Below are 21,736 nucleotides of genomic sequence, written 5' to 3'. Positions count from 1 at the left end.
GGCTCGCCGCCGCAGGAATCGAATTGGCTTCCGGCAGCAAAGGGAAAAAGTCGATGCGGGGACTCCTCGGGCGTGGGCTGAGTGTATGCCTAGTAGCGGTCGCTCTGACGGTTGCCGGGTTTTTCAGCGAGGCTCCGGCCCGCTCGCAAGACCAGGAACCTGGTCAGGACGAAGTTTCAAATTCCATTCTCGGCAACTACCTCGCGGGACGTTTCGCGCGCGCCGCGCAGGACACCGAAGAAGCCGCTGAATTTTACGGCCGCGCCCTTGAGCGTGATCCGGACAACGAGGTGCTGCTCGAGCAGGCCTTCCAGATGGAAACGATGTCCGGCGACTGGCCGAAAGCGATCCCGCTTGCGGAGCAACTTTCTGCCTCGCAGGGCTCGCATCGCATGTCGCAGTTCCTTCTCGGCGTCACTGCGTTCAAGGCCGGTGACTACAAGAAAGCCGAGGAGCGTTTCGCAGCAGCATCCGAAAACCCGATTGGCGAACTCACCAGCGCAATTGCCATCGGCTGGACGCGTCTCGCCGCCGGAGATACGGACGGCGCGTTGAAGGCGCTCGATCTTCCCAAGCAGCCGGACTGGGCGCAGTTCTATCTGCGCTATCACCGTGCGCTGATCGCCGATATCGCCGGCCGCAAAGCTATCGCGCGCGCATCGTATGAAAAGGTTTTCCGTCAGGACAGCCGCACGCTCAGAACGTCGCTCGCATATGCTCAGTCGGCGGCCCATTACGGCGACTTCAAAACGGCGCGCATGGTCATCAATAAACAGCTCGCCAAGAGCCAGGGCGACCCACATCCCCTCGCCAAGGAGATGCTGGATACGATCAAGCAGAAAAAGAAACCGCCGTTTCTCATCGCCAATGCGACCGACGGCCTATCGGAAGTCTTCTATGGCCTGGGCGAAGCCCTGGCCGGTGAGGGCGGCGTAAGTCTGGGCACGATTTATCTCCAGCTCGCGCTCGACGCCAAGCCCGATCACATCTTTGCACTCGCTGCGCTCGCCAACGCGCAGGAAGCTGTGAAGCGCTACGACGAGGCGCTGCAAACGTACGACAAGATCCCCAAAGGCACGCCGCTCCAGAGCGCGATCGACATTCGCCGTGCGTTCGATCTGAACTCGCTCGACAAGACGGACGAGGCCAAGGCAATTTTGGTCAAGCTGTCCGAGGAAAATCCGAAAGACGTTCGGCCGTTGGAAGCGCTCGGCAACATCATGCGTGCGCGCAAGGATTATGCCGGCGCCGTCACGTATTTCACCAAGGCGCTCAAGGTCATCAACAAATCCGACCCGCGCAATTGGGGCTACTTCTATGCCCGCGGCACATCCTATGAGCGGCTGAAGAATTGGCCCGCCGCTGAAGCGGATTTGAAGCGTGCGTTGGCGCTCGCGCCCGATCAGCCTCTTGTTCTGAACTATCTCGGCTACTCCTGGGTCGATCAGGGCAAAAACCTGAAAGAGGGCACGCGCCTGATCGAGAAGGCCGTGCAACTCAAGCCGGATGATGGCTACATCGTCGATAGTCTTGGCTGGGCGCACTACAAGCAAGGCAACTTCAAGGAAGCTGTCCGCTATCTAGAGCGCGCCGTTGAGATTAAGCCGGAAGATCCGACCCTGAACGATCATCTGGGCGATGCCTTCTGGAAGGTCGGCCGCGAGCGCGAAGCGCGCTTCCAGTGGGCGCAGGCTTTGTCGCTTGACCCGGAGCCGGAGGACGTCGACAAGATCAAGGCCAAGCTTGAACGTGGTCTGGATGCGAAGGGCGAAGCCAACGCTTCTGGCAAGACGCGTCAGGTTCAAACCGAGACATTACGCCGACGCAGCGAAAACAAGACCGGAACTTCCGGCCGAGCAGTTGAGTAGTAACTGCGCGTCAATATTAATTGTAGAAGACGGGCGCTTGAGCGCCCGTTTTCGTATCGTGGAATGCATGTCGAAATTGGAATTCGCACCAGCCAAGATCAACCTAACGCTTGAAGTCTTAGGGCGCCGGTCGGATGGCTATCATGAGCTGCGCAGCCTCGTCGCCTTTGCGGCCGACGTCGGCGATCGCCTGACGCGCGAAGCTGGCCCTACGTCTAAAACCGAAATTACCGGACCGTTCGCAGCTGGCCTCGGCGACGCCAATCTTGTCGATGAGGCCGTCGCAGCGATCTCGCGCTTGGTGCCGGATTTCGTCGCCGGTCGTCTGACATTGGAGAAAAATCTCCCTGTCGCGAGCGGCATTGGTGGCGGATCGGCAGACGCGGCCGCGGCGCTCCGCCTTCTCAGTGCCAGCCGTTCCGACTTGGTATCGCGTGATCTTACTGACATCGCGCGCGCACTTGGCGCCGACGTTCCGGTCTGTCTGAAAAGCCAAAGCGCCGTGATGACGGGAACCGGCGAGAACATCGCCGATATCGTCCTGCCGGCCGAGCTTTACGCAGTGTTCGCCAATCCTCTCGTTGAGGTACCCGCCAAGAAGACGTCCGAAGTTTTCCGCCTTCTCAATGCCGGGCCATTGCCCGCCGATCTGGCGCCGGAAAACCCGCCTGTGTTCTCAAGCATCGGCGACGTGATCCGTTACGCGGCATTGCGCGGCAACTCACTCGAAGCGCCTGCGCGCCAGCTTTTTCCCGAAATCATTAACGTGCTGTCGGAACTCGCGAAGCTGCCGCGGTCGCGGGTCGCGCAATTGTCCGGCGCCGGCCCGACGTGTTTCGCTCTGTTCGAATCCGAAGCCGCAGCACAGACGGGCGCGCGCATGCTCAAGACGCGCCAGCCAAACTGGTGGATCGCAGCCTCAAGGTTGACTTGAAGGCCATTGGCCGCCGCGTTCGAGCACCGATCAGTGTGAACGGCCGATACAGAACTCGATGACTTGTTCGAGCGCGTCTTTTTCGCGGCTTTCCGGGAAGATCGCCAGCGCGTCACGCGCAATCGCGCCATACGAACGCGCCCGCTCGAATGTCGCCTCGATCGCCTTGTGACGGCGCATCAGGCTGATCGCATGCTCCAGGTCGCCGTCCGTGATGTTGCCCTCGGCAATCGTCCGGTTCCAGAATTGTCGCTCGTCGTTCGATCCCCGCCGGAACGACAGGATGACGGGCAGTGTGATCTTGCCTTCGCGGAAATCGTCGCCGACCGACTTGCCGAGCCGCGTGCTGTCCCCTGCATAGTCGAGCGCGTCATCGACGAGCTGGAACGCCAGCCCGAGATTTTTGCCGTATGATCGCAGCGCCGCCTGCTCTTCGGTAGGTCGCTGCGTCAGTGCCGCACCGGACTCCGCCGCCGCCGAGAAGAGCGCCGCCGTCTTGGAATTGATGATCGTGAGGTAGTCGTCTTCCGTCGTCGACGTATTCTTCGCCGCCGCAAGCTGCATCACTTCGCCTTCGGCAATCGTCGCCGCGGCATTCGACATGATGCGCAGCACCGAAAGCGATCCGACGTCGACGAACATCTTGAAAGCCTGGCCGAGCAGAAAATCGCCGACGAGCACGCTCGCCTGGTTGCCCCAGATCATCCGCGCGGTCTTGCGTCCGCGCCGCGTCGCGCTTTCATCGACGACGTCGTCATGCAGCAGCGTTGCTGTGTGCATGAATTCGACGGCCGACGCCGTGCGGATGTGGCCGTTGCCCGTGTAGCCACACAGTTTCGCCGCCGCGAGCGCCAGCATCGGCCGCAGCCGCTTGCCGCCGCTGTCGATCAGGTGGTGCGCGAGTTCCGGGATCATGTCGACATCGGACACGGCCTTGTCGAGGATGATGCGATTGATCGCTTCCATGTCATCGGCCACGAGATCGAGAAGCGGCTGCAGCTTCTGGCTCGTTTCGCGGACGTCTTCGAGCGGTATTACGCGACCCAAGGTGGCCCCCAATGTTCTAGACCATGCTAATATAGGCAGTCGTCTTTAGACCGTCACGCGGCATCGGGCGTGGCAAAAATTATCGTTCATTTTGGGAATTGCCATGCGCGAGTTAATTTTGACGAACGACCTTGTGCTTATCAGTTATGTCGAGGCTCTGCTCGCAGGTCAGGGCATCGAAGCGGTCATATTTGATCGAAATATGAGCTTGATGGAAGGGTCAATCGGAGCATTCCCGCGACGTCTTGTCGTCACGGACGACGATTGGAACAAGGCAAGCCGGGTTCTGAGGGAGGCCGGACTTGGTGAATGGGTCGTGGACCATGAGCGTGCTTGAGACGGATCTGCCGCAAATCGAAAATGTCAGTGAGGACCTGTTTCTTGGCGATGCGTTGACTGTACGTCAGCCGCGAAGCGGCTATCGCGCCGGGACCGACGCGGTGCTGCTGGCCGCCATCTTGGCTCCGGAACTGGTCGGTGAAGAGACAGTATTGGACGTCGGCTCGGGGGTCGGCGTCGTCGGGCTGTGCGTGGCGGCACGTTGTCCCGGCGCCAGGGTCGTCCTGCTCGAACGCGAGCCAAAACTAGCGGCGCTTGCCCGCCACAATGTTGACCACAACAACTTGAGTGCACGCGTATCGGTTGTCGAAACGGACATTTCGCGCGCAACAGGTGCGTTGGATGCCGCCGGAATTGCGTCCGAAACATTCGCCTTTGTGCTCGCCAACCCGCCCTATCACGAAGCCGGACGCAGTACCACGGCGGGAAACCATCTTCGCGCCGCCTCCCATCAGATGCCCCAGGACGCGCTGGAAATCTGGGCGCGGTTCATGAATCGCATGGCCGCTCCCGGAGGCCGCGCCGCGATGATCCATAAAGTGGAGGCGCTGCCGCGCATTCTCTCGGCTTTCGAAGGCCGGTTTGGCGGCGTGAACATCTTGCCCATTTATGCGCGTGCGGACGAACCGGCCATCCGTGTGATCGTTTCCGGCATCAAGGGCAGCCGCGCCCCGATCTCGATCAAACCAGGACTCGTGCTGCATGGACCCGATCAGGCGTTCCTGCCTGAAATCGAAGCCGTTTTTCGCCACGGCGCAGCGCTGCCGTCGCAAATTGGCGGCCGATAGCCACTGGCAGCAGGTCCGTGATTGCACTAGACAATCCGCTCTTCATGTCGCGCAAACCAATCCTCCCAAAATCGCCCGCAGGAGTTTGAATTTATGTGGCCGTTTTCGCGCACGCCCGTCGTTCCAGTTCTTCGCTTCAGCGGCCCGATCGGCATGGCGACGCCGCTACGGCCTGGACTGTCGCTTGCGAGCTATGCCACCGCCATCGACAAGGCATTCTCACTGTCGAAGCTTCCGGGTGTTGCGGTGGTCATCAATTCGCCGGGCGGATCGCCGGTGCAGTCCAACCTGATCTTCAAGCGTCTTCGTCAGTTGGCTGCCGAAAAAGACAAGAAAATCTATGTTTTCTGCGAAGACGTCGCGGCATCGGGCGGATACTTTCTCGCCATCGCAGGCGATGAAATCTATGCCGACCCATCCTCGATCGTGGGCTCCATCGGCGTCGTATCGCGCAGCTTCGGCTTCGTCGAACTGATCGACCGGATGGGTGTCGAACGCCGCGTCTACACGGCCGGAGCCAACAAAAACCAACTCGATCCTTTCCTGCCCGAAGATCAAGATGACATCGCGCGCCTGAAGGCCATTCAGAAGGACGTGCACGACGTCTTCATCGGCCTCGTCAAGGAACGTCGCGTCGGCAAACTCAAAGCCCCAGACGACGAGCTTTTTTCCGGCGCATTCTGGTCGGCGGCCAAAGCGGTTGAATTTGGCCTCATCGACGGCATAACAGACGTCCGTTCGAAGATGCACGAGGTGTTCGGAAGCAAGGTGCGGCTCAAGGTCGTCGAGCCGGACCGTGCAGGGCTTTTGTCGCGCCTCCGCCGTGTGCCTGGCGCATCCGGCCTAGGCGATGGCGGTCTTGCTTTTGCCGACGATCTGGTGTCGGCTATCGAAGCGCGCACGCTCTGGTCGCGCTTTGGGATTTAGGGCCCGGAGGGCCGAGCAATGCCCCCAGTTATATTTCTAGCGGTTGTCGGTGCTGCCGGTCTGGCCGGATACCGTTTGTTGTCTGCTCTGGCTCGCCAAGGCCAAGCCGTACGCGAGCAGGAGGCCCGCATGCGCCGCGCCACCGCGCCAGTCCGCGACCTCGGCAATCTCGAATGGGATGAAACGGCTGGCGTTTATCGCCCCCGCCAGCAGCGCGACAATTAAAGGCTCTGTTACCCTCCACTATCGCGTTTCCGGCCCTTGGCGTGGCACCGCAGCATTCTTGGCGCCGCACTGTCTGTGTCCGTCTTTCGACCGGCAAGCCCGTAAAATCGCCTCAGCGATGCGTGACAAGGGACCCTTAACGCGTATATTGCGGCCGAAAACTCAGCCGGAATGAGCCAAAAGACATGCCCCAGACGTCGGTTGCAACGAAAGCCGGACGCCTTCCCGCGTTGCGCCCTAAAGCTGCCTTCCAGGACCTGATCCTGACCCTGCAAAGCTTCTGGAGCGCCGAAGGCTGCGTCATCCTCCAGCCCTACGACATGGAAGTTGGCGCCGGCACCTTTCATCCGGCAACGACGCTGCGCTCGCTCGGGCCGAAGCCCTGGTCGGCGGCATACGTCCAGCCTTCGCGCCGTCCGAAAGACGGCCGCTACGGCGAAAATCCCAACCGGCTCCAGCACTATTACCAGTTCCAGGTCATCATGAAGCCGTCGCCTGCGAATATGCAGGAGCTCTACCTCGCGAGCCTCGACGCCATCGGCATCGACACTGCGCTGAACGACATTCGCTTTGTCGAGGACGACTGGGAAAGCCCGACGCTCGGCGCCTGGGGTCTCGGCTGGGAAGTCTGGTGCAACGGCATGGAAGTTTCGCAGTTCACATACTTCCAGCAGGTCGGCGGCTTCGACTGCAATCCCGTAGCAGGTGAAATTACCTACGGCCTTGAGCGCCTCGCCATGTACGTTCAGGGCGTCGACCGCGTCTTCGATCTGAACTTCAACGGCCGCGATGACGATAAGCGCCTGACCTACGGCGATGTCTTCCTGCAGGCCGAGCGCGAGTACTCCCGCTACAACTTCGAGCACGCTAACACCGAGGCGCTGCTCCGCCATTTCAAAGACGCCGAAGCCGAATGCGTGGCCTTGCTTGAGGCCGGCGCCAAGAATGGTGAGGAGCACTTGCTCGCGCTCCCCGCCTACGATCAGTGCATCAAGGCGAGCCACATCTTCAACCTGCTCGACGCTCGCGGCGTGATCTCGGTCACGGAGCGTCAGAGCTACATCCTGCGCGTCCGCGAGTTGGCGAAAGCCTGCTGCGGCGCCTGGCTAAAGACAGAAGGAGGACGCGCATGAACGACACCACGCTTGGGATAATCGCTTTAGCCGTGCCGCTGATCATTATCGGCTTCTTCGCTCTTCGACGGCTGCCTTGGGTTTTCGCATTTTTCGTTGCGCTCGTTGCCGTTGGCATCGGCTATCTGCACACGACTGGCGCAATAAAGGATATCGGCCACCAGGTGCGCGTAGCGCTGCCCGCTGGCATGATCCCGGAGCACAAAAAAGCTGAAGAAGCCGAGCCCGCCGAAGGCGGGGCGATGAAGGCGCTCCCGCCACCGGCAGAGCCTGCTCCGACACCTCCGGCGACACCACCCGCTGCGGAGCCTGCTCCGACACCTCCGGCGGCGGAATCGACACCGGCAACGCCACCCGCAACGCCTGCACCGGAAGCGACGCCGTCAACGCCGTCGACGACGGAACCGGCGCCTGCTGCACCGGAAACCGCACCCGCTCCGGAAAGCAAACCGGAAGAATCCACGACGCCGCCTGCAGCTCCTGCTCCGGCGCCGACGAACCCATAACGCAACCGCTCTCCCCGTTGCGGCTTCGCGGCGGGGAGAGACACAGGGTGAGGGGGCGAAAGCAGCACCCTGCAATTCCACCCCTCACCCCACTCTTTCCTGTATGACTGGGAAAGAGCCAGTCTCGCGAGATCGATCCTGAATGTCTGAACTTCTACTTGAGCTTCTGTCGGAGGAGATTCCGGCGCGCATGCAATTGCGTGCGGCGGATGATTTGAAGCGCCTCGTCGTTGAAGGCCTGAAAGCACGCGGCCTCGACGTCGGCGAAGCGCGCGCCTTTTCGACGCCGCGCCGCCTGACGCTCGTTATCGAGAACGTACCTCACGGCTCGCCCGCCATTTCTGATGAAAAGAAAGGCCCGCGCGTCGGCGCGCCTGAGCAGGCTGTTCAAGGTTTTCTGAAGTCCGCCGGTCTCGCGTCGATCTCCGATGCGACCGTCGTCAAGGATGAGAAGAAAGGCGACTACTACGTCGCCAAGATCGAAAAGCCCGGCCGCGCCGCGCCCGAAATCATCGCCGAAACGGTGACGGACGTTGCCGCAAAATTCCCCTGGCCGAAGTCGATGCGCTGGGGCTCCTCGACCTTCCAGTGGGTGCGCCCATTGCAGTCGATCCTCTGCCTGCTCGGCGGCAAGGTCGTGCCGTTCGAGATCAACGGGATCGCTTCAGGTCACGAGACGCGCGGCCATCGCTTCCTCGGTCCCGGACCGTTCAAGGTCAAAAGCTTCGCCGACTATCAGGAGAAGCTCGAGAGCCATCACGTCATTCTCGATCCCGCGAAACGCGCGGCCGCGATCTCCGAGCAGGCACACGCGCTCGCCAAGGAAGCCAAGCTCGAACTCGTCGAAGACGAAGCGTTGATGGCCGAGAACGCCGGTCTTACCGAATGGCCGGTCGTGCTGATGGGCTCATTCGAAAAAGCGTTTCTTGAAGTGCCCGGCGAAGTTCTGACCACATCGATGAAGATGCATCAGAAGTGCTTCTCGGTGCGCGATCCGAAGTCGAAGAAGCTCGCGAACAAATTCCTGCTCGTCTCGAACCTCGTCGCAAAAGATGGTGGCGCGCAGATCGTCTCGGGCAACGAGAAGGTCATTCGCGCGCGCTTGTCGGATGCGAAGTTCTTCTGGGAGCAGGACCTGAAGCATCCGCTCGGCGAGATGGCAGGCAAGCTCGCGCACATCACGTTCCACGAGAAGCTCGGCAGCCAGAAAGATCGCGTCGAGCGCATTGAGCAGTTGGCGTTTGAACTCGCTGGTGCATGCGACGCCGATCCGCAGGATGCACGCCGCGCCGCGGGTCTGTGCAAGGCCGATCTCGTGTCAGAAATGGTTGGCGAATTCCCCGAGCTTCAGGGCCTGATGGGCCGCTACTACGCCGAGCACGTCGGCACCAAACCTGAGATCGCCCGCGCGCTGGAGCTGCACTACAAACCGAAAGGCCCGACCGATACGGTTCCGCGTGAGGATCAGGGCGACGCCGTCGCGGTCGCCGTCGCGCTCGCAGACAAGCTCGACACCCTCGTCGGCTTCTGGGCCATCGGCGAAAAGCCAACCGGCTCCGGCGACCCCTACCAGCTCCGCCGCGCCGCCCTCGGCGTCATCCGCATCGTGCTTGAGAATGATCTGCGGCTGAATTTATTTCACAGCACCGCAAAGCCGTTCGCAGCGGTTACCAAGCAAATTCACATTGGCGAACTAAAAACAAAATTAGATGCCCTTGGGCAGCTTTACACCGCGAAGTTCGAGCAGCGGACAATTGGAAAAATTCGAGCAGAAACGATCGCATCTGACTTTGTGGACAAGGAAGAGCGATTAGAGAAAATTGCTGACGAAGCTATGGAGAAGGCACTTGACCTCCTCTCCTTCTTCGCCGATCGTCTGAAAGTCTTCCTTAAAGACCAGGGCAAGCGCCACGACCTGATCGACGCCGTGTTCTCGCTCGGCGGTCAGGACGATCTGGCGCTCATCGTGAAGCGTGTCGAAGCCCTCGACGCATTCCTGAAAACCGACGACGGCACGAACCTGCTCGCAGGCGTCAAGCGTGCCGCGAACATCCTCTCGATCGAAGAGAAGAAGGATAAGAAATCCTACGCCGGTCCCTACGACTTGGCGCTTCTCAAAGAGAAAGAGGAAATCGCGCTGGCCGCCGCCATCGAAGCGGTGAAGCAGGACACGACGTCGGCCATCCAGGTGGAAAATTTCGCCGGCGCCATGCGCGCGCTGTCGGAACTTCGTGCGCCGGTCGATGCGTTCTTCGAGAAAATCCTCGTCAACGCCGACGACAAACAGGTCCGCGAAAACCGTCTGCGCCTCTTGTCGGAAATCCGCGCCGCGACGCTCACCGTCGCCGATTTCTCAAAGATCAGCGGCTGAAAAACATCGGCGGCGGGCCTGGAATGCTGGTCGCCGACGCCGAAAGGTGATGGTCTCGCTATAGCCCCACCACCGTCATGCCGACGGAGGTCGGCACCCAGACAAGCTTCAGCTTATCGCTTGCAAAAAGCTTGCCTGGATCCCGGCCTGCGCCGGGATGACGTTTGTTGGGCGGTGGCCCCCATCGCAAGCGCTTCAAAAAAGTCCTCGGGTTTAAGCCCGAGGATCAGGATCACGAGGCGTGGAGGAACAACAAACTCAATGCGCAGAAATCATTGCGACCTTTGCGGGCGCGAACGGCTTCACATCGGTCTGTGAAACCGGCTGCGCCTCCGACGTAAAGAAGCCAGGGCCGTTCATGATGTGAAGCCAATGCACTGTGACGTTCGCGGCGTAAGCGAACGTAATGATCGCAATAACGACCGCCGCGGAAAGCATCGTAACGTACGCAAGATACTCAGAAACGACCAACTTCGCGCTCGCAACACGGGCGCGCGGCGCATTCGTGCGATTGAGGGGATGGTAGACGAATTTCTGGTCCATGATCGTTCTCGCTTGCGCAGTACGCGGGGGGAAATGGGGGGAGCACTTAGCCTGCGCGTTCCGTTGAACTTCTGGATCGTGAAATGGGTTCCGAAATTCGTTTCGTCCAGATGTGGATAGGCGCGGCGATTTCGCAAAATTGCCCATCTTTTTCAAAACGCACTGAAAAAAAGAGGCCATAGCCGCTTGGCCTAAGCCTCCGCGGCTGCCGACGCCTCTTCGTAGGCTTCCGTGGCCTCCAGCCAGGCATCCTCGGCGGCCTGCAGGTCGCGGGCGAACTGTCCGCGTTGCTGGGCGGCGGCCTGCGCCTTTTGCGGGTTGGAAGAATAAATCTCCGCGTCTCCCAAGAGGGCATCGAGAGCCGCAATCTCCTTCGCCAGTTTGTCGACGTGCTTCTCGGCCGCCTGCATGGCTTTCTTGAGTGGCGCCAGCTCGGCTCGCTTTTCGGCCGCCGCCCGGCGCTGATCCGTGCGCGACGTCCGCGCGTCGCTTCCGCTTTCGTCGCGCCGATCCGACGTTCGCGCCCCGCGCTCTTCGAGCAGCAACGCGCGATAGCTTTCCATGTCGCCGTCGTAGGGCTTCACGGTGCCGTTGCGCACCAGCCAAAGCCGGTCGGCCGTCGCCTCTATCAAATGCCGGTCGTGGCTGATGAGGATGACGGTGCCGTTGTATTCCATCAGCGCGTGAATGAGCGCCTCGCGGCTGTCGACGTCGAGATGGTTTGTCGGCTCGTCGAGGATGAGAACGTGCGGACCGTGGAACGCCGTCAGCGCCAACAGCAAGCGCGCTTTCTCGCCGCCTGAAAGTTTCCCGCACGCCGTATCGGCTTTGTCGGCACTGAAACCGAATGTGCCGAGCTTGGTGCGCCGTTGCGCTTCGGTCGCCTCCGGCATCAGCTTCACCATGTAGTCGTACGGCGTCGCAGTCGGCAGCAAGTCGTCGAGCTGATGCTGCGCGAAATATCCGACTTCGATTTTCTGCGCGCCGAAAACATCGCCCGATAGCGGCTTCAGCCGGCCAGCAATCAGTTTCGCGAGCGTCGATTTACCGTTGCCGTTCTGGCCCAGCAGCGCGATGCGGTCGTCGTTGTCGATACGCAAGTCGATGCCCGACAAAATCGGATGATCGGCTTCATAGCCCGCGCTCGCCTTCTCGATCCGCAGCAGCGGACTGGCGATAATCTTCTGCGGATCGGGAAAATGAAACGGCACGACGCGATCATCGACCTGCGCCGCGATCGGCTGCATCTTGGCGAGCGCCTTGACACGGCTCTGCGCCTGCGCGGCTTTGCTCGCCTTCGCCTTGAAGCGGTCGATGAATGCCTGCAAATGCTTGCGCTGCTCGTCCTGCTTCTTCTTGAGCTTCATTTCGAGACGCTGCCGCTCGCGGCGCGTTTCCTCGAAATCGTCGTAGCCGCCCGCATAAAGCGTCAGCTTACCCTTGTCCAAATGCAGGATCTCGGTCACCGCGCTGTTCAACAGATCCCGGTCGTGGCTGACGATCAGCACCGTGTGCGGATAGCTCTTCAGATGGTTTTCGAGCCAGAGCGTGCCTTCAAGATCGAGATAGTTCGTCGGCTCGTCGAGCAGCAGGATGTCGGGCTTCAGGAACAGGATCGCACCGAGCGCAACGCGCATGCGCCAGCCGCCGGAAAATTCCCGGCACGCGCGCCGCTGCGCCTCTTCGTCGAAACCGAGGCCCGATAGAATGCGCGCCGCCCGCGCCGGTGCCGAGTGCGCGTCGATGTCGGTCAACCGCATTTGAATTTCCGCGATGCGTTCCGGATCGGTCGCGGTCTCCGCCTCGGCCAGCAGGCTCGCGCGCTCGGTATCGGCCGACAGCACCCAGTCGATCAGGCTCTCGTCGCCGCCCGGCGCTTCCTGCGCCACATGACCGAGCCGCGCATTCTTCGGAATGGAAATCGAGCCGTCGTCGGGCGCGATCTCGCCTTTCAGCAAACGCAGCAGCGTGGATTTGCCCGCGCCGTTGCGGCCGACGAGCCCGACTTTGTGGCCTGACGGAATGGCGGCTGTCGCCTGATCCAGGATCGGCCGGCCTTCGATGCGATAGGTGAGATCGTTGATATGCAGCATGGCATCGCGATAGCCGGTCCGCCGCCCGCTGTCACCGGGTCAGAGCGTAACGCCGAAGCGGGCGAGCGCTGCCGTCATCACCAGATAGGCCGCGAACGTCAGCGCCGAGGCGATGGCGAGGCTTAACCAAAAGCCGAATCCCTGCCCGAGCAACATCGGCAGCGCCAGAAACAGCACGAGAGACGGCAGCACATACCAAAAGATGCTCGTCGAAAGGCTCGCGATCTTGGCCGTATCGCCGGTCTCGCCGTAGAGCCAAATGAAAGCCAGCAGCGATGTCAACGGCAGCGAGGCAACGATGCCGCCAAAGACCGTCGAGCGCTTCGCGATTTCGGAGATTGCGACAACCAAACCCGCGGTCAAAAAAACTTTGAGCGCGGTGTAAAGCATCAGCCGGACACCACAGGCTTCAGCGTTTCGTAGAGCAGGCGGTCGCGGACAGCTTTATCCTGCACGGCCAAGTGCGCGATGAACCATTCCTGCACCATCTTGCACACTTGCTCCGGCTCGCGCTTCGCGAGCAGCGTCGGATTGGAGAACACCTGCAGGTCTTCTTCCTTCCAGCCGAGCTTGCCGAGTTCCTTGATCAGGATGTCGTAGTCGCTCTTGACCGCCGAGTCGTGCTTGACCGGATTTTTCGATCCCTCGGAGATGGCCTCGAAAATCGCGTCGGTTTGGGCGTTAAGCGCCGTCGCGGTCTCTGGGTGTTCCATTGTCTGGATCACGGCCGGGCTCATCTCGCCCTTTGAGATAAAGCCGAAGCAGGCGCTGACGCTTTGCGCCCTGAGCGCCTTGAGATGATTGAGGAACGCTTCTGCGATCGCTTGCAGCTTCTCTGGGCTTGCCTCAAGGGCCTTTTCCGCATTCTGGCGGCGAAGCGTAACGAGACCCTGCGCTAAGAGCGTCGCGACATCGCTATCGGGCTTGTTGTCAGCAACGAGCTTGTTGGCCGATGAGATTTCGTTCGAATACCAATCCGGATATTCGCGCTTGATGAGTGCCCATACCGGAACGGTCTGCAGGCGCAGATCGAGCGGCGAGCCGTCAACGGCAGGCGGCGATGGCGGCGTCGGCGATTGCGGTTCAACGGCGGCAACCTGCGTCTGCGACGATGGCGGCGCGGAGGAAGACGCGTCCGAAGCCGACGGCGAAACGGACGAGGTCGTCGTTGCGTCGGCCGGAGGCGCAGATGAAATTACGTCGTTCGTCGGCGTAGCGGCCGGAGCGCTTGCATTGGACGCGGTCTGCGCCGCATCGGTGGCTGCGGGTGGGGCCGATTGATCGGCGGAAGCCGCCGCCGTCGTCGCAGTCGACGATGGATCGGATGGCGCAGCGACGACCGGCGCATTGTCCGCGGTCGTGCCATTCGAGCCGCCGACCATACCCATGATGGCGCCCCGATAATTCGTGAATGCGAACGCGCCGCCGCCAATGACCATGATCGCGACGCCGGCAAGCGCCAGCCGTTTGATGAGATTGCTGCGGTCGGGCCGAGGTGCCGCGTCGCTCTCATAGTCGATGCCACGCTGATCATGTTGCGCTTTTGCTTGCCCGTAGGACATCGCCTGTGGCTGAGCGGCTGGCGCGGACGGCGAAGCAGCGATCTGCTTCGGCTCTTGTCCGAGCGCCTCGAATGCCGTCGGAAATACGTTCGGCGCCGATTGCCATTCCGGCATTCCGGGCCGCCAGATCAGATCGCTGATACGCAGATAGTTATGCGCGACGAATGTGCGCATTTCGATATCGGTCAACGGCCCGTGCTGCTTACCGTCGCGGGCGATATACCACTGAATGTCGTTGGCCTGTGCCGTCATCATCGCTTCTTCGCACACGTAGGCATCGCTGCCTAACCCCCAGACCGTGCGCTCTTCGCCGGCCCACACTGTTCATACGTAGTTGCGCGCGTCAATCGGGCGATTATGCGGTAAAACTCCACTTTCGCGTGTGACGTGCAACCGAATGCTCTGCGGGGCGACGGTCCAGCGCTTGCTGGCGGCGGTGCGCGTCGCTATAAGCCCGCGGAACCCACATAAAATCCGTAAAGCGAGACAGACTTATGGCCATCGAACGCACGTTTTCCATCATCAAACCCGACGCCACGCGCCGCAATCTTACCGGTAAGATCAACGCCGTGATCGAAGATGCGGGTCTGCGCATCGTGGCTCAGAAGCGCGTCCGCTGGACCCGCGCCCAGGCCGAGAAGTTCTATGAAGAACACAAGGCACGGCCTTTTTACGGCGAACTCGTGGATTTCATGACCTCCGGCCCGATCGTTCTGCAGGCGCTGGAAGGCGAAAACGCCATCGCAAAGTATCGTGAAGTGATGGGCGCGACCGACCCGAAGGAAGCCGCCGAGGGCACCATTCGGAAGCTTTTCGCAGAGTCGAAGGGCTCCAATTCGACGCACGGATCTGACAGCCCGGCAGCCGCCGAGCGCGAAATTGCCTTGAATTTCCGCCTCGACGAGATCGTTGGTTAAAAATCTTGGCCGGAGCGCCGCGTGCGCTCCGGCCTCTGCAATGCCAAGGAAAATGGCGATGATTTCGCCGTCCTACCTCCGCACAATGGCCCGCTACAACCGTTGGCAGAACGCCAGCGTCTACCGGGCCTGCGAACAACTGACGGACGCCCAGCGGAAAGATAATCGCGGTGCGTTCTTCAGCTCGATCCACGCCACGCTGAACCATATTCTCTGGGCTGATCAGATGTGGCTGTCGCGGTTCGATGCAGCTTCGCCGCCAGCCAAGCCCGCTCTTTCCGATAGCACAACATTATTCGAGGACTGGGACGCTCTGAAAGCCGAGCGCCAGCGCTTCGACCGCGTCATTGAAGATTGGACCGATCGCTTCGAAGCATCCGGCTGTGAAGGCGATTTGACCTGGTATTCAGGTTCGGCCGGGCGTGAGATGACCCGTCCGAAAGCCCTGATCCTCATGCACATCTTCAATCACCAGACCCATCATCGCGGTCAGGTGAATGCGATGCTGACGGGCTTCGGCATCAATCCCGGCGTGACGGATCTGCCGTTTTCGCCCGATCCCGCTTAGGCGGCGTCGGCAATAACACCGCCGTTTCCGCCCAGCTCCCGCTCGAACGTCTCCTCATCGATCGCGCCTTCGGACTTGGCGATCACAATGGTCGCGATGCCATTGCCGATCAGGTTCATCAGCGCCCGGCCTTCCGACATGAAGCGGTCGATCCCGAGGATCAGCGCCAGTGACGCAACCGGAATATGCGATGTCGTGCTGAGCGTCGCGGCCAATGTGATGAAGCCCGATCCCGTAACGCCTGCAGCGCCTTTCGACGTGAGAAGCAATACGCCGAGGATCGACACCTCATGCCAGATCGTGAGCTCGGTGTTCGTCGCCTGTGCCAGGAAAATCGCGGCCATCGTCAGGTAAATGCAGGTGCCGTCGAGATTGAACGAATACCCGGTCGGTACGACGAGCCCGACCACGCTTTCCTCACAGCCGGCCTTGCGCATCTTGGCAATGAGGCGTGGCAGGACGCTCTCCGACGACGACGTTCCAAGAACGATCAGCAACTCGTCCTTGATGTAGGCGAGATAGCGCAGGATCGAAAAGCCTGACAGCCACGCGATTACGCCCAGCACGCCGAACAGGAAGATCAGGCACGTCAGATAGAAGGCGAACATCAGAAAGGCGAGGCTCGACAGCTTGTCGATGCCGTATCGCCCGACCGTGAAGGCCATCGCTCCGAACGCACCAATGGGCGCCAGCTTCATAATGAAGCCGACCATCTTGAACAGCACGTCGCCAATCTGTGCGACCAGATCAAGCATGGGCTTGCCGCGCGGCCCAAGCGACTGCAGCCCGAACGCAAAGAGCAGGGCGACCAGCAAAACCTGCAGGATATTGCCGTCGACAAAGCCGCTGAGAAACGTGTTCGGGATAATGTCGAGAATGAAGCCGACCGCCGACTCTTCCTTCGATTTCGCAACGAAGCTTGCGACGGCCTTCGCATCGAGCGACGCGATATCGACGTTCATGCCGGCACCGGGCTTCAGAACGTTGACGACGACCAGACCGATGACGAGCGCCAGCGTCGTGAGGACCTCGAAGTAGATGAGGGCTTTAATGCCGACCCGTCCGACCTTTTTCAGGTCGCCCATCGACGCGATGCCGTGCACGACCGTAACGAAGATGATCGGCCCGATCAGCATCTTGATGAGTTTGACGAAGCCGTCGCCCAGCGGCTTCATCGCTTCGCCTGCGGCTGGGTAGAGATGCCCAAGACCAACGCCCAGAGCGATCGCCGTCAGGACCTGGAAGTAGAGATAGGTATAGAACGGCTTCCCTCGTGGCTCCGCGAGAATGGTTTCGTGGTCTTGATGCATGAGGGATGTGCGCGCCTTGTTCGATTGAGTGGCGGCACACTAACGATGACATTCCGGGCGCGATAGTTTCCGGCCGCAGAAATATCTCGTTCGATGGTTGAATGCGAAAGCCGGTGGCAAAGGCAAATGTGGAATTCGCCGCGAGGGTCGCGCCGAATGCGGCGGAACTGACCCTCGTGGCGCTTCGTCCGGCTGCCAAAGATGCGCACCGACGCATCCGCAGGCCGGACGGTGGACGGCGCTTAGGCGGCCGCGACCCAACTTCCCGCGACGAACCCGAAGGCAACGGCATCGGGGTTGCGGCGTGCAGTTTCTATCAATTTCTCGGGCGCTTCCACGTCTAGCGCAACCGCTACGTTCTTTTCTTTCGATCTGCGCGGTTTTGCACCCGTCAACAAGAAGACGGGCTTGCCAAGTACGACGGTTCTCACGGACTCCATGGTGAGGGCCTCCTGGAGTTTGGAACGTAGGCGTTTCGGCTGTGTCTGGACGACACGGGGGGCAGTGACATCCAGAATGTGCTATTAATTCATTAACGTGCAGAGACTATGACAGCATTAACCAGTGCAGGAAACCCGGCACTCTCGCGTATGCGAGCCGCTCTACAACTCGAATTTGCACTTTCCTGAGCACTTTGCGGGCGTAAAAGCCTGTATCGCGGCGCGATATTGCCTGTGGAAAACATTGCGAATGGTATTCACGAACAAGGAATCAAATTGAGTAACGCGATGTTACGCGCACGACTTGAGTGCAAATCCGGCTGAAAAGTTCTGAAAAAGAAATGGCCGGGACGATTTCCCGGCCATTCTGCATCTCAACGTCAATTCGCTGGCAACAAGCGTCAGCTCAGCTCGTGGATTTTGAATTTCAAGCCGCCCTTCGGCGTCAGCGTCACCGTCGCGTTGAGCCCAGCCGGATCCTTGCCGACATACTCGGGCCGGAAGCGACGCAGAAGACGCGACAGCGCCAGCGTGTTCTCGACTTGGCTCATCGCGCCACCGATGCATGAACGCTTGCCGGCACCGAACGGCAGATAGCTATATTTCACTTGCTTCTTGGCGTTGCCCGCCATCCAGCGCTCAGGCTGGAAGGACTCAGGCTCGGGCCAGAATTTCGGATTGTGGTGCGCGCCGTAGCTGAAGATCGACACGCGGTCACCCGGGTTGATCTTGACGCCGCCGATTTCGTCTTCGGCCGCGGCGATGCGGATGAGGCTCCAGACGGGCGGATAGATGCGCATCGTTTCCTGGATGACAGCGCGCGTATAGGCGAGGCCGGAATAATCCGCCGCCGTCGGTTCGCGATCGCCGTAGACCTGCTCGCCTTCGCGACGAATCCGTTCGGCCATTTCCGGCCGCCGCGACGTCTCATAAAGCGCCCACGCCAGCGTCAAAGCCGTCGTCTCGGTGCCGGCCCACAGATACTGTTTCAGCTCGTCGATGGCCTGCTGCTGGTCGAATTCCGGAACGGAAGGATCGGCAACCGTCTCCTCGATCATCTTCAGCAGCGTACGCTCGCGCATTTCGCGCGGATCGGCGCCCATGACGGCCGGGGGCACGCTCGCCCACACTTCCATCGCCTTTGCGGGATCTTCGTCGGTCAACTCGAAGACCTCGCCCGCCTGTTTGCGCAGACGAATGTCACGATGGTTCATGACGTCGGTATAGGTCTTCACGCACTTGAACACGACGTGCGGATTGAACGGCATATCGCGGTCAAACAGCGCCTTGCAGATCATGTCCGCAGCAAGAGTCCACGTCTGTTCGACCATCTCGACCGTCTCGCCGCTTTTCGCAAGGTCGGCCCAGAGCGCCATCTTCGTATCGATCGCGCGCAGGAAGTACGGAATGTACTCGGCGAACATGTCGGGGTGGAACGCGGGCTGCTGCGGCATCCGGATCTTCTGCCAGAGCGCACCGTCGTTCGTGATCATCGACTTGCCGAAGATCGGCTTCAGGCCGTCGAAGTATTTGATGTAGTTGTCGGCTTTAGTGACCAGCACGTGCTTGAAATATTCGGGCTCTGAAATAAGCACGACACGTTGATTGGCCATATTGACCGGCAGGACAGGACCGTAACGGTCCATCATCTGCATGAGGATGCGCATCGGATTATCCGGATCGCCGCGCAATAGCGGCGTCAGGTTGAACCAGATGCTAGATTCGTCGCCGAGACCCAGGGTGTGGCTGGGGGTCGTTTCCATAGGCATTCTCCATTCGGGACCGGAGGAGCGGTGCGCGTATCAGCCTTGCGGGCGCTTCGTGCGCCCATCGGGCTCGCGCTGCACTTCGGTCGCCGGATCTCCCTCTCCGGAAGCCATAGAAATACCACGGTTTGGGGGGTGCCTGTCCATGCGACGGCCAGTGCAAGGTAACCAGCAAATGACGCTGTGGATCAGATCACTGGAGAGTACAGTGGGTTTGTTTGGCTAACTTCCGAAGATATAACAATTTTCTCCCCTTCGCAGCATACCTGCCCTGCGGCGACAAGTCTTAACGCTGCCGGGTAAACTCGGTGTTCCACTTTGAGGATCTTGGCCGCGAGTGTCTCCGCGGTATCACTCGATAGGACTGAAACGGCCGCCTGCGCGATGATTGGGCCGGCATCCATCTCCGGCCGGACATAATGAACCGTGCAGCCCGCGATCTTCACGCCAGCCGCAATCGCCTGCTCGTGCGTGTGCAGGCCCTTGAAGCTCGGCAGCAGCGACGGATGGATGTTGATCATCCGATTCTGCCAATGCGCGACGAATTCGGGCGTCATCAGCCGCATGAAGCCCGCAAGCGCGACAAGCTCGACATGGTGCGTATCAAGCGCCGACTGGAGCGCCCGCTCGAACGCCGCGCGCGACCCGTAGCCCTTGTGGTCGATGATGACCGTCGGCAGCCCCTGCTCCACTGCCCACGCGATACCCGCGGCATCAGGCCGGTTCGAAGCGACAAGCACGATCTCGGCCGGATAGTCGGGGGCGCGTGCAGCGGCCACCAGCGACTGCATGTTCGAGCCGCGGCCGGAGATCAAAATGGCGGTGCGTTTCTTGGTGCTCATGGCCGCCCGGAATAGCAGAGCAGGCTTCGGTGCGCGAGTGCATCTGAGGTGAGACATGAACGCCACGAGCCGCAGGGTTTGTTAGCCATGGTTGACGACCGTTGTTGCAGCAGGGTGTCACCTTACGCATTCTGAAAGGGATCGGGGGCCACGATCGCAGAAATGGGCGACTGATACGTCAGCGGCGCTTCTGCCGCGCGGCGGTCAGTTATCTGCAAAATCGGGTCGAAATGGCACGCCGGATTTCATTGCTTACCGTTGGAACGCTGGGCGACGTCGGGCCCATGGTTGCCCTCGGCTTGGCGCTCAAAGAGGCTGGCTACGAAGTCAGCGTCGCAGCTCCCGAAGACTTCATGGACTACGTCCGCAGCAAGGGGCTCGAAGCGCGCCGCTGCGGCACGGATTTTTCGAAGTTCATGAAAGAGGGCGAGATGGCGGAGATCGCCGGCGCCCATACGCTCGTCACGGTCAAGAAATGGCTGAGCCCCGGCCCCGACATGCGATCGCTGTTCGAGAGCATCCTTCTCGATTCCGTCGCGGCCACGGCGGATGCCGATGCCATGATCTTTCATCCCGTCATCTCGGTCGCCGGTGAAATCGCCGAAGCACGAAACATCCCCGCCGTCATGGCCGGTCTCGGCTCCGTTTCGCCGTCGGCCGAAAACCTGTTGTCGGTCATTCCCGGAACCGGCATCCCAGCCTGGAACCGGTACGGCTACAAGACGCTCGGACTGCAGCGGCTGGCCTATCGGCGTGTCATCGGCGAGATCCGAAAGTCGCTGGGCCTTGGCCGGTCGTTCTGGATGAAGCATCCGCATCGCGTCCACGGCAAGCGTGCATCCGTCCTCTACCCCGTCAGCCCCGTTCTGCAGCCGCGCGCGAGCACGGAAGGCGACGAGATCTACTTCACAGGTTACTGGTTCCGCGATGAGGCGCCGAATTGGCGTCCATCCGGCAAGCTCGCGGAGTTTCTGGCCGACGGACCGCGTCCGATCTACGTCGGCTTCGGCAGCATGCCCGCGCTTGGCCTTGAACGCACCGAGATGATCTTGCGCGCCTGCGAGGCGGCCGGACAGCGTGTGATCCTCGGCAAGGGGCGCGGCGAGTTCGATCGCGTGCCATTGTCCGCCAACTTCCATCTGATCGACCAGTTCGTGCCGCACGATAAACTGTTCCGCGAAGTCGGCGCCGTCATCCATCATGGCGGCCTCGGCACGACGACGTCAGCCTTGCGTGCCGGACGCCCAAGCTTCGTCGGTCCCTTCATGATGGATCAAAAATACTGGGGTCATCGGATCTTCCAGCTCGGCGCCGGGCCGGACCAGCTCCCGATCCAGGACTGGACGCTTGAGGCGCTGACAGCCCGCATCCGCGACGTGGCGACCAATCCATCATATGCGCTGAGGGCCGCCGAGATCGGCCGAGCCATGGAGCAGGAAGACGGCGCCGCCAACGCCGTCGAGATTATCAAGAAGCTCCTCGGCGGGCCGGCAGGCGACGCCGCGCACACCGGCGCTTCGCAGGTCGTCGCCGCTTAAAGTGCGCAACGAAGACGTC

At 60.8% G+C, this 21,736-nt stretch carries 21 protein-coding genes; 13 read left to right on the top strand and 8 right to left on the bottom strand.

Annotated features, from left to right (window positions below; translation table 11 throughout):
• The first annotated feature begins 53 nt into the window (after positions 1-53).
• Positions 54-1,868: a tetratricopeptide repeat protein gene (locus ACLB1Z_RS18850; RefSeq protein WP_409561213.1), complete on the top strand. Its 1,815-nt coding sequence runs from the start codon at positions 54-56 to the stop codon at positions 1,866-1,868.
• Between the two features lie 67 nt (positions 1,869-1,935).
• On the top strand, positions 1,936-2,802 hold the full coding sequence (locus tag ACLB1Z_RS18845) for a 4-(cytidine 5'-diphospho)-2-C-methyl-D-erythritol kinase (RefSeq protein WP_409561212.1): 867 nt from the start codon (positions 1,936-1,938) through the stop codon (positions 2,800-2,802).
• Between the two features lie 30 nt (positions 2,803-2,832).
• Here the strand turns inward: ACLB1Z_RS18845 and ACLB1Z_RS18840 are convergent, their stop codons facing one another.
• Positions 2,833-3,849: a polyprenyl synthetase family protein gene (locus tag ACLB1Z_RS18840; RefSeq protein WP_013949744.1), complete on the bottom strand. Its 1,017-nt coding sequence runs from the start codon at positions 3,847-3,849 to the stop codon at positions 2,833-2,835.
• Between the two features lie 103 nt (positions 3,850-3,952).
• Between ACLB1Z_RS18840 and ACLB1Z_RS18835 the strand changes: the two genes are divergently transcribed.
• The 7 genes from ACLB1Z_RS18835 (at position 3,953) to glyS (ending at position 10,138) form a co-directional block, all read left to right on the top strand.
• On the top strand, positions 3,953-4,186 hold the full coding sequence (locus tag ACLB1Z_RS18835; protein ID WP_024276492.1) for a DUF2007 domain-containing protein: 234 nt from the start codon (positions 3,953-3,955) through the stop codon (positions 4,184-4,186).
• Positions 4,173-4,976, top strand: coding sequence for a tRNA1(Val) (adenine(37)-N6)-methyltransferase (locus tag ACLB1Z_RS18830; RefSeq protein ID WP_409561211.1), 804 nt, complete (start codon positions 4,173-4,175; stop codon positions 4,974-4,976). The genes ACLB1Z_RS18835 and ACLB1Z_RS18830 overlap by 14 nt, the downstream gene beginning before the upstream one ends.
• A 93-nt stretch (positions 4,977-5,069) precedes the next feature.
• Positions 5,070-5,903 (top strand): S49 family peptidase, encoded by an 834-nt coding sequence (locus tag ACLB1Z_RS18825; protein ID WP_409561210.1) that lies wholly within the window; start codon positions 5,070-5,072, stop codon positions 5,901-5,903.
• An 18-nt stretch (positions 5,904-5,921) separates the two neighbouring features.
• Positions 5,922-6,128, top strand: coding sequence for a hypothetical protein (locus ACLB1Z_RS18820; protein WP_409561209.1), 207 nt, complete (start codon positions 5,922-5,924; stop codon positions 6,126-6,128).
• Between the two features lie 185 nt (positions 6,129-6,313).
• Positions 6,314-7,261, top strand: a complete 948-nt coding sequence (locus ACLB1Z_RS18815) for a glycine--tRNA ligase subunit alpha (protein WP_409561208.1) — start codon at positions 6,314-6,316, stop codon at positions 7,259-7,261.
• Complete coding sequence (locus ACLB1Z_RS18810) at positions 7,258-7,767, top strand: hypothetical protein (protein ID WP_409561207.1); 510 nt, start codon at positions 7,258-7,260, stop codon at positions 7,765-7,767. Before ACLB1Z_RS18815 ends, ACLB1Z_RS18810 begins: the two co-directional genes overlap by 4 nt.
• Positions 7,768-7,909: 142 nt before the next feature.
• A complete protein-coding gene (gene glyS, locus ACLB1Z_RS18805; protein WP_409561206.1) occupies positions 7,910-10,138 on the top strand; it encodes a glycine--tRNA ligase subunit beta in 2,229 nt (742 codons plus the stop codon).
• 258 nt (positions 10,139-10,396) lie between these two features.
• Here the strand turns inward: glyS and ACLB1Z_RS18800 are convergent, their stop codons facing one another.
• The 4 genes from ACLB1Z_RS18800 to ACLB1Z_RS18785 all read right to left on the bottom strand — a co-directional run bounded on the left by ACLB1Z_RS18800 (position 10,397) and on the right by ACLB1Z_RS18785 (position 14,588).
• Positions 10,397-10,681 (bottom strand): hypothetical protein, encoded by a 285-nt coding sequence (locus ACLB1Z_RS18800; protein WP_409561205.1) that lies wholly within the window; start codon positions 10,679-10,681, stop codon positions 10,397-10,399.
• Between the two features lie 191 nt (positions 10,682-10,872).
• Complete coding sequence (locus ACLB1Z_RS18795) at positions 10,873-12,774, bottom strand: ABC-F family ATP-binding cassette domain-containing protein (RefSeq protein WP_409561204.1); 1,902 nt, start codon at positions 12,772-12,774, stop codon at positions 10,873-10,875.
• A gap of 39 nt (positions 12,775-12,813) precedes the next feature.
• Positions 12,814-13,164, bottom strand: coding sequence for a DUF3147 family protein (locus tag ACLB1Z_RS18790; RefSeq protein WP_409561203.1), 351 nt, complete (start codon positions 13,162-13,164; stop codon positions 12,814-12,816).
• The gene (locus tag ACLB1Z_RS18785; RefSeq protein WP_409561202.1) at positions 13,164-14,588 is read right to left on the bottom strand and encodes a DUF4339 domain-containing protein; all 1,425 of its coding nucleotides are present in this window, start codon (positions 14,586-14,588) and stop codon (positions 13,164-13,166) included. Before ACLB1Z_RS18785 ends, ACLB1Z_RS18790 begins: the two co-directional genes overlap by 1 nt.
• Positions 14,589-14,830: 242 nt before the next feature.
• Here ACLB1Z_RS18785 and ndk point away from each other — a divergent pair, with 242 nt between their 5' ends.
• Complete coding sequence (gene ndk, locus ACLB1Z_RS18780) at positions 14,831-15,253, top strand: nucleoside-diphosphate kinase (protein ID WP_409561201.1); 423 nt, start codon at positions 14,831-14,833, stop codon at positions 15,251-15,253.
• 58 nt (positions 15,254-15,311) lie between these two features.
• Positions 15,312-15,821, top strand: a complete 510-nt coding sequence (locus ACLB1Z_RS18775; RefSeq protein WP_409561200.1) for a DinB family protein — start codon at positions 15,312-15,314, stop codon at positions 15,819-15,821.
• Here ACLB1Z_RS18775 and ACLB1Z_RS18770 read toward each other — a convergent pair.
• Entirely contained in the window at positions 15,818-17,131 is a 1,314-nt protein-coding gene (locus ACLB1Z_RS18770; protein WP_409561199.1) for a dicarboxylate/amino acid:cation symporter, read from the bottom strand. The two genes, ACLB1Z_RS18775 and ACLB1Z_RS18770, sit on opposite strands and share 4 nt — an antisense overlap.
• Before the next feature lie 101 nt (positions 17,132-17,232).
• Here ACLB1Z_RS18770 and ACLB1Z_RS18765 point away from each other — a divergent pair, with 101 nt between their 5' ends.
• Entirely contained in the window at positions 17,233-17,475 is a 243-nt protein-coding gene (locus tag ACLB1Z_RS18765; protein WP_409561198.1) for a hypothetical protein, read from the top strand.
• Positions 17,476-17,972: 497 nt separating this feature from the next.
• Here the strand turns inward: ACLB1Z_RS18765 and ACLB1Z_RS18760 are convergent, their stop codons facing one another.
• Entirely contained in the window at positions 17,973-19,334 is a 1,362-nt protein-coding gene (locus ACLB1Z_RS18760) for a cytochrome P450 (RefSeq protein ID WP_409561197.1), read from the bottom strand.
• A gap of 191 nt (positions 19,335-19,525) precedes the next feature.
• Entirely contained in the window at positions 19,526-20,179 is a 654-nt protein-coding gene (gene purN / locus ACLB1Z_RS18755; protein WP_409561196.1) for a phosphoribosylglycinamide formyltransferase, read from the bottom strand.
• 230 nt (positions 20,180-20,409) lie between these two features.
• Here purN and ACLB1Z_RS18750 point away from each other — a divergent pair, with 230 nt between their 5' ends.
• Positions 20,410-21,717, top strand: coding sequence for a glycosyltransferase (locus tag ACLB1Z_RS18750; RefSeq protein WP_409561195.1), 1,308 nt, complete (start codon positions 20,410-20,412; stop codon positions 21,715-21,717).
• Positions 21,718-21,736 lie beyond the last annotated feature (19 nt).

Origin of the sequence: Hyphomicrobium sp. MC8b, from assembly GCF_905067615.1 — a bacterium.
Classification (GTDB): domain Bacteria; phylum Pseudomonadota; class Alphaproteobacteria; order Rhizobiales; family Hyphomicrobiaceae; genus Hyphomicrobium_B.
The sequence above is the reverse complement of the archived record's forward strand: the minus strand, read 5'-3'. Positions and strand labels throughout refer to the sequence as shown.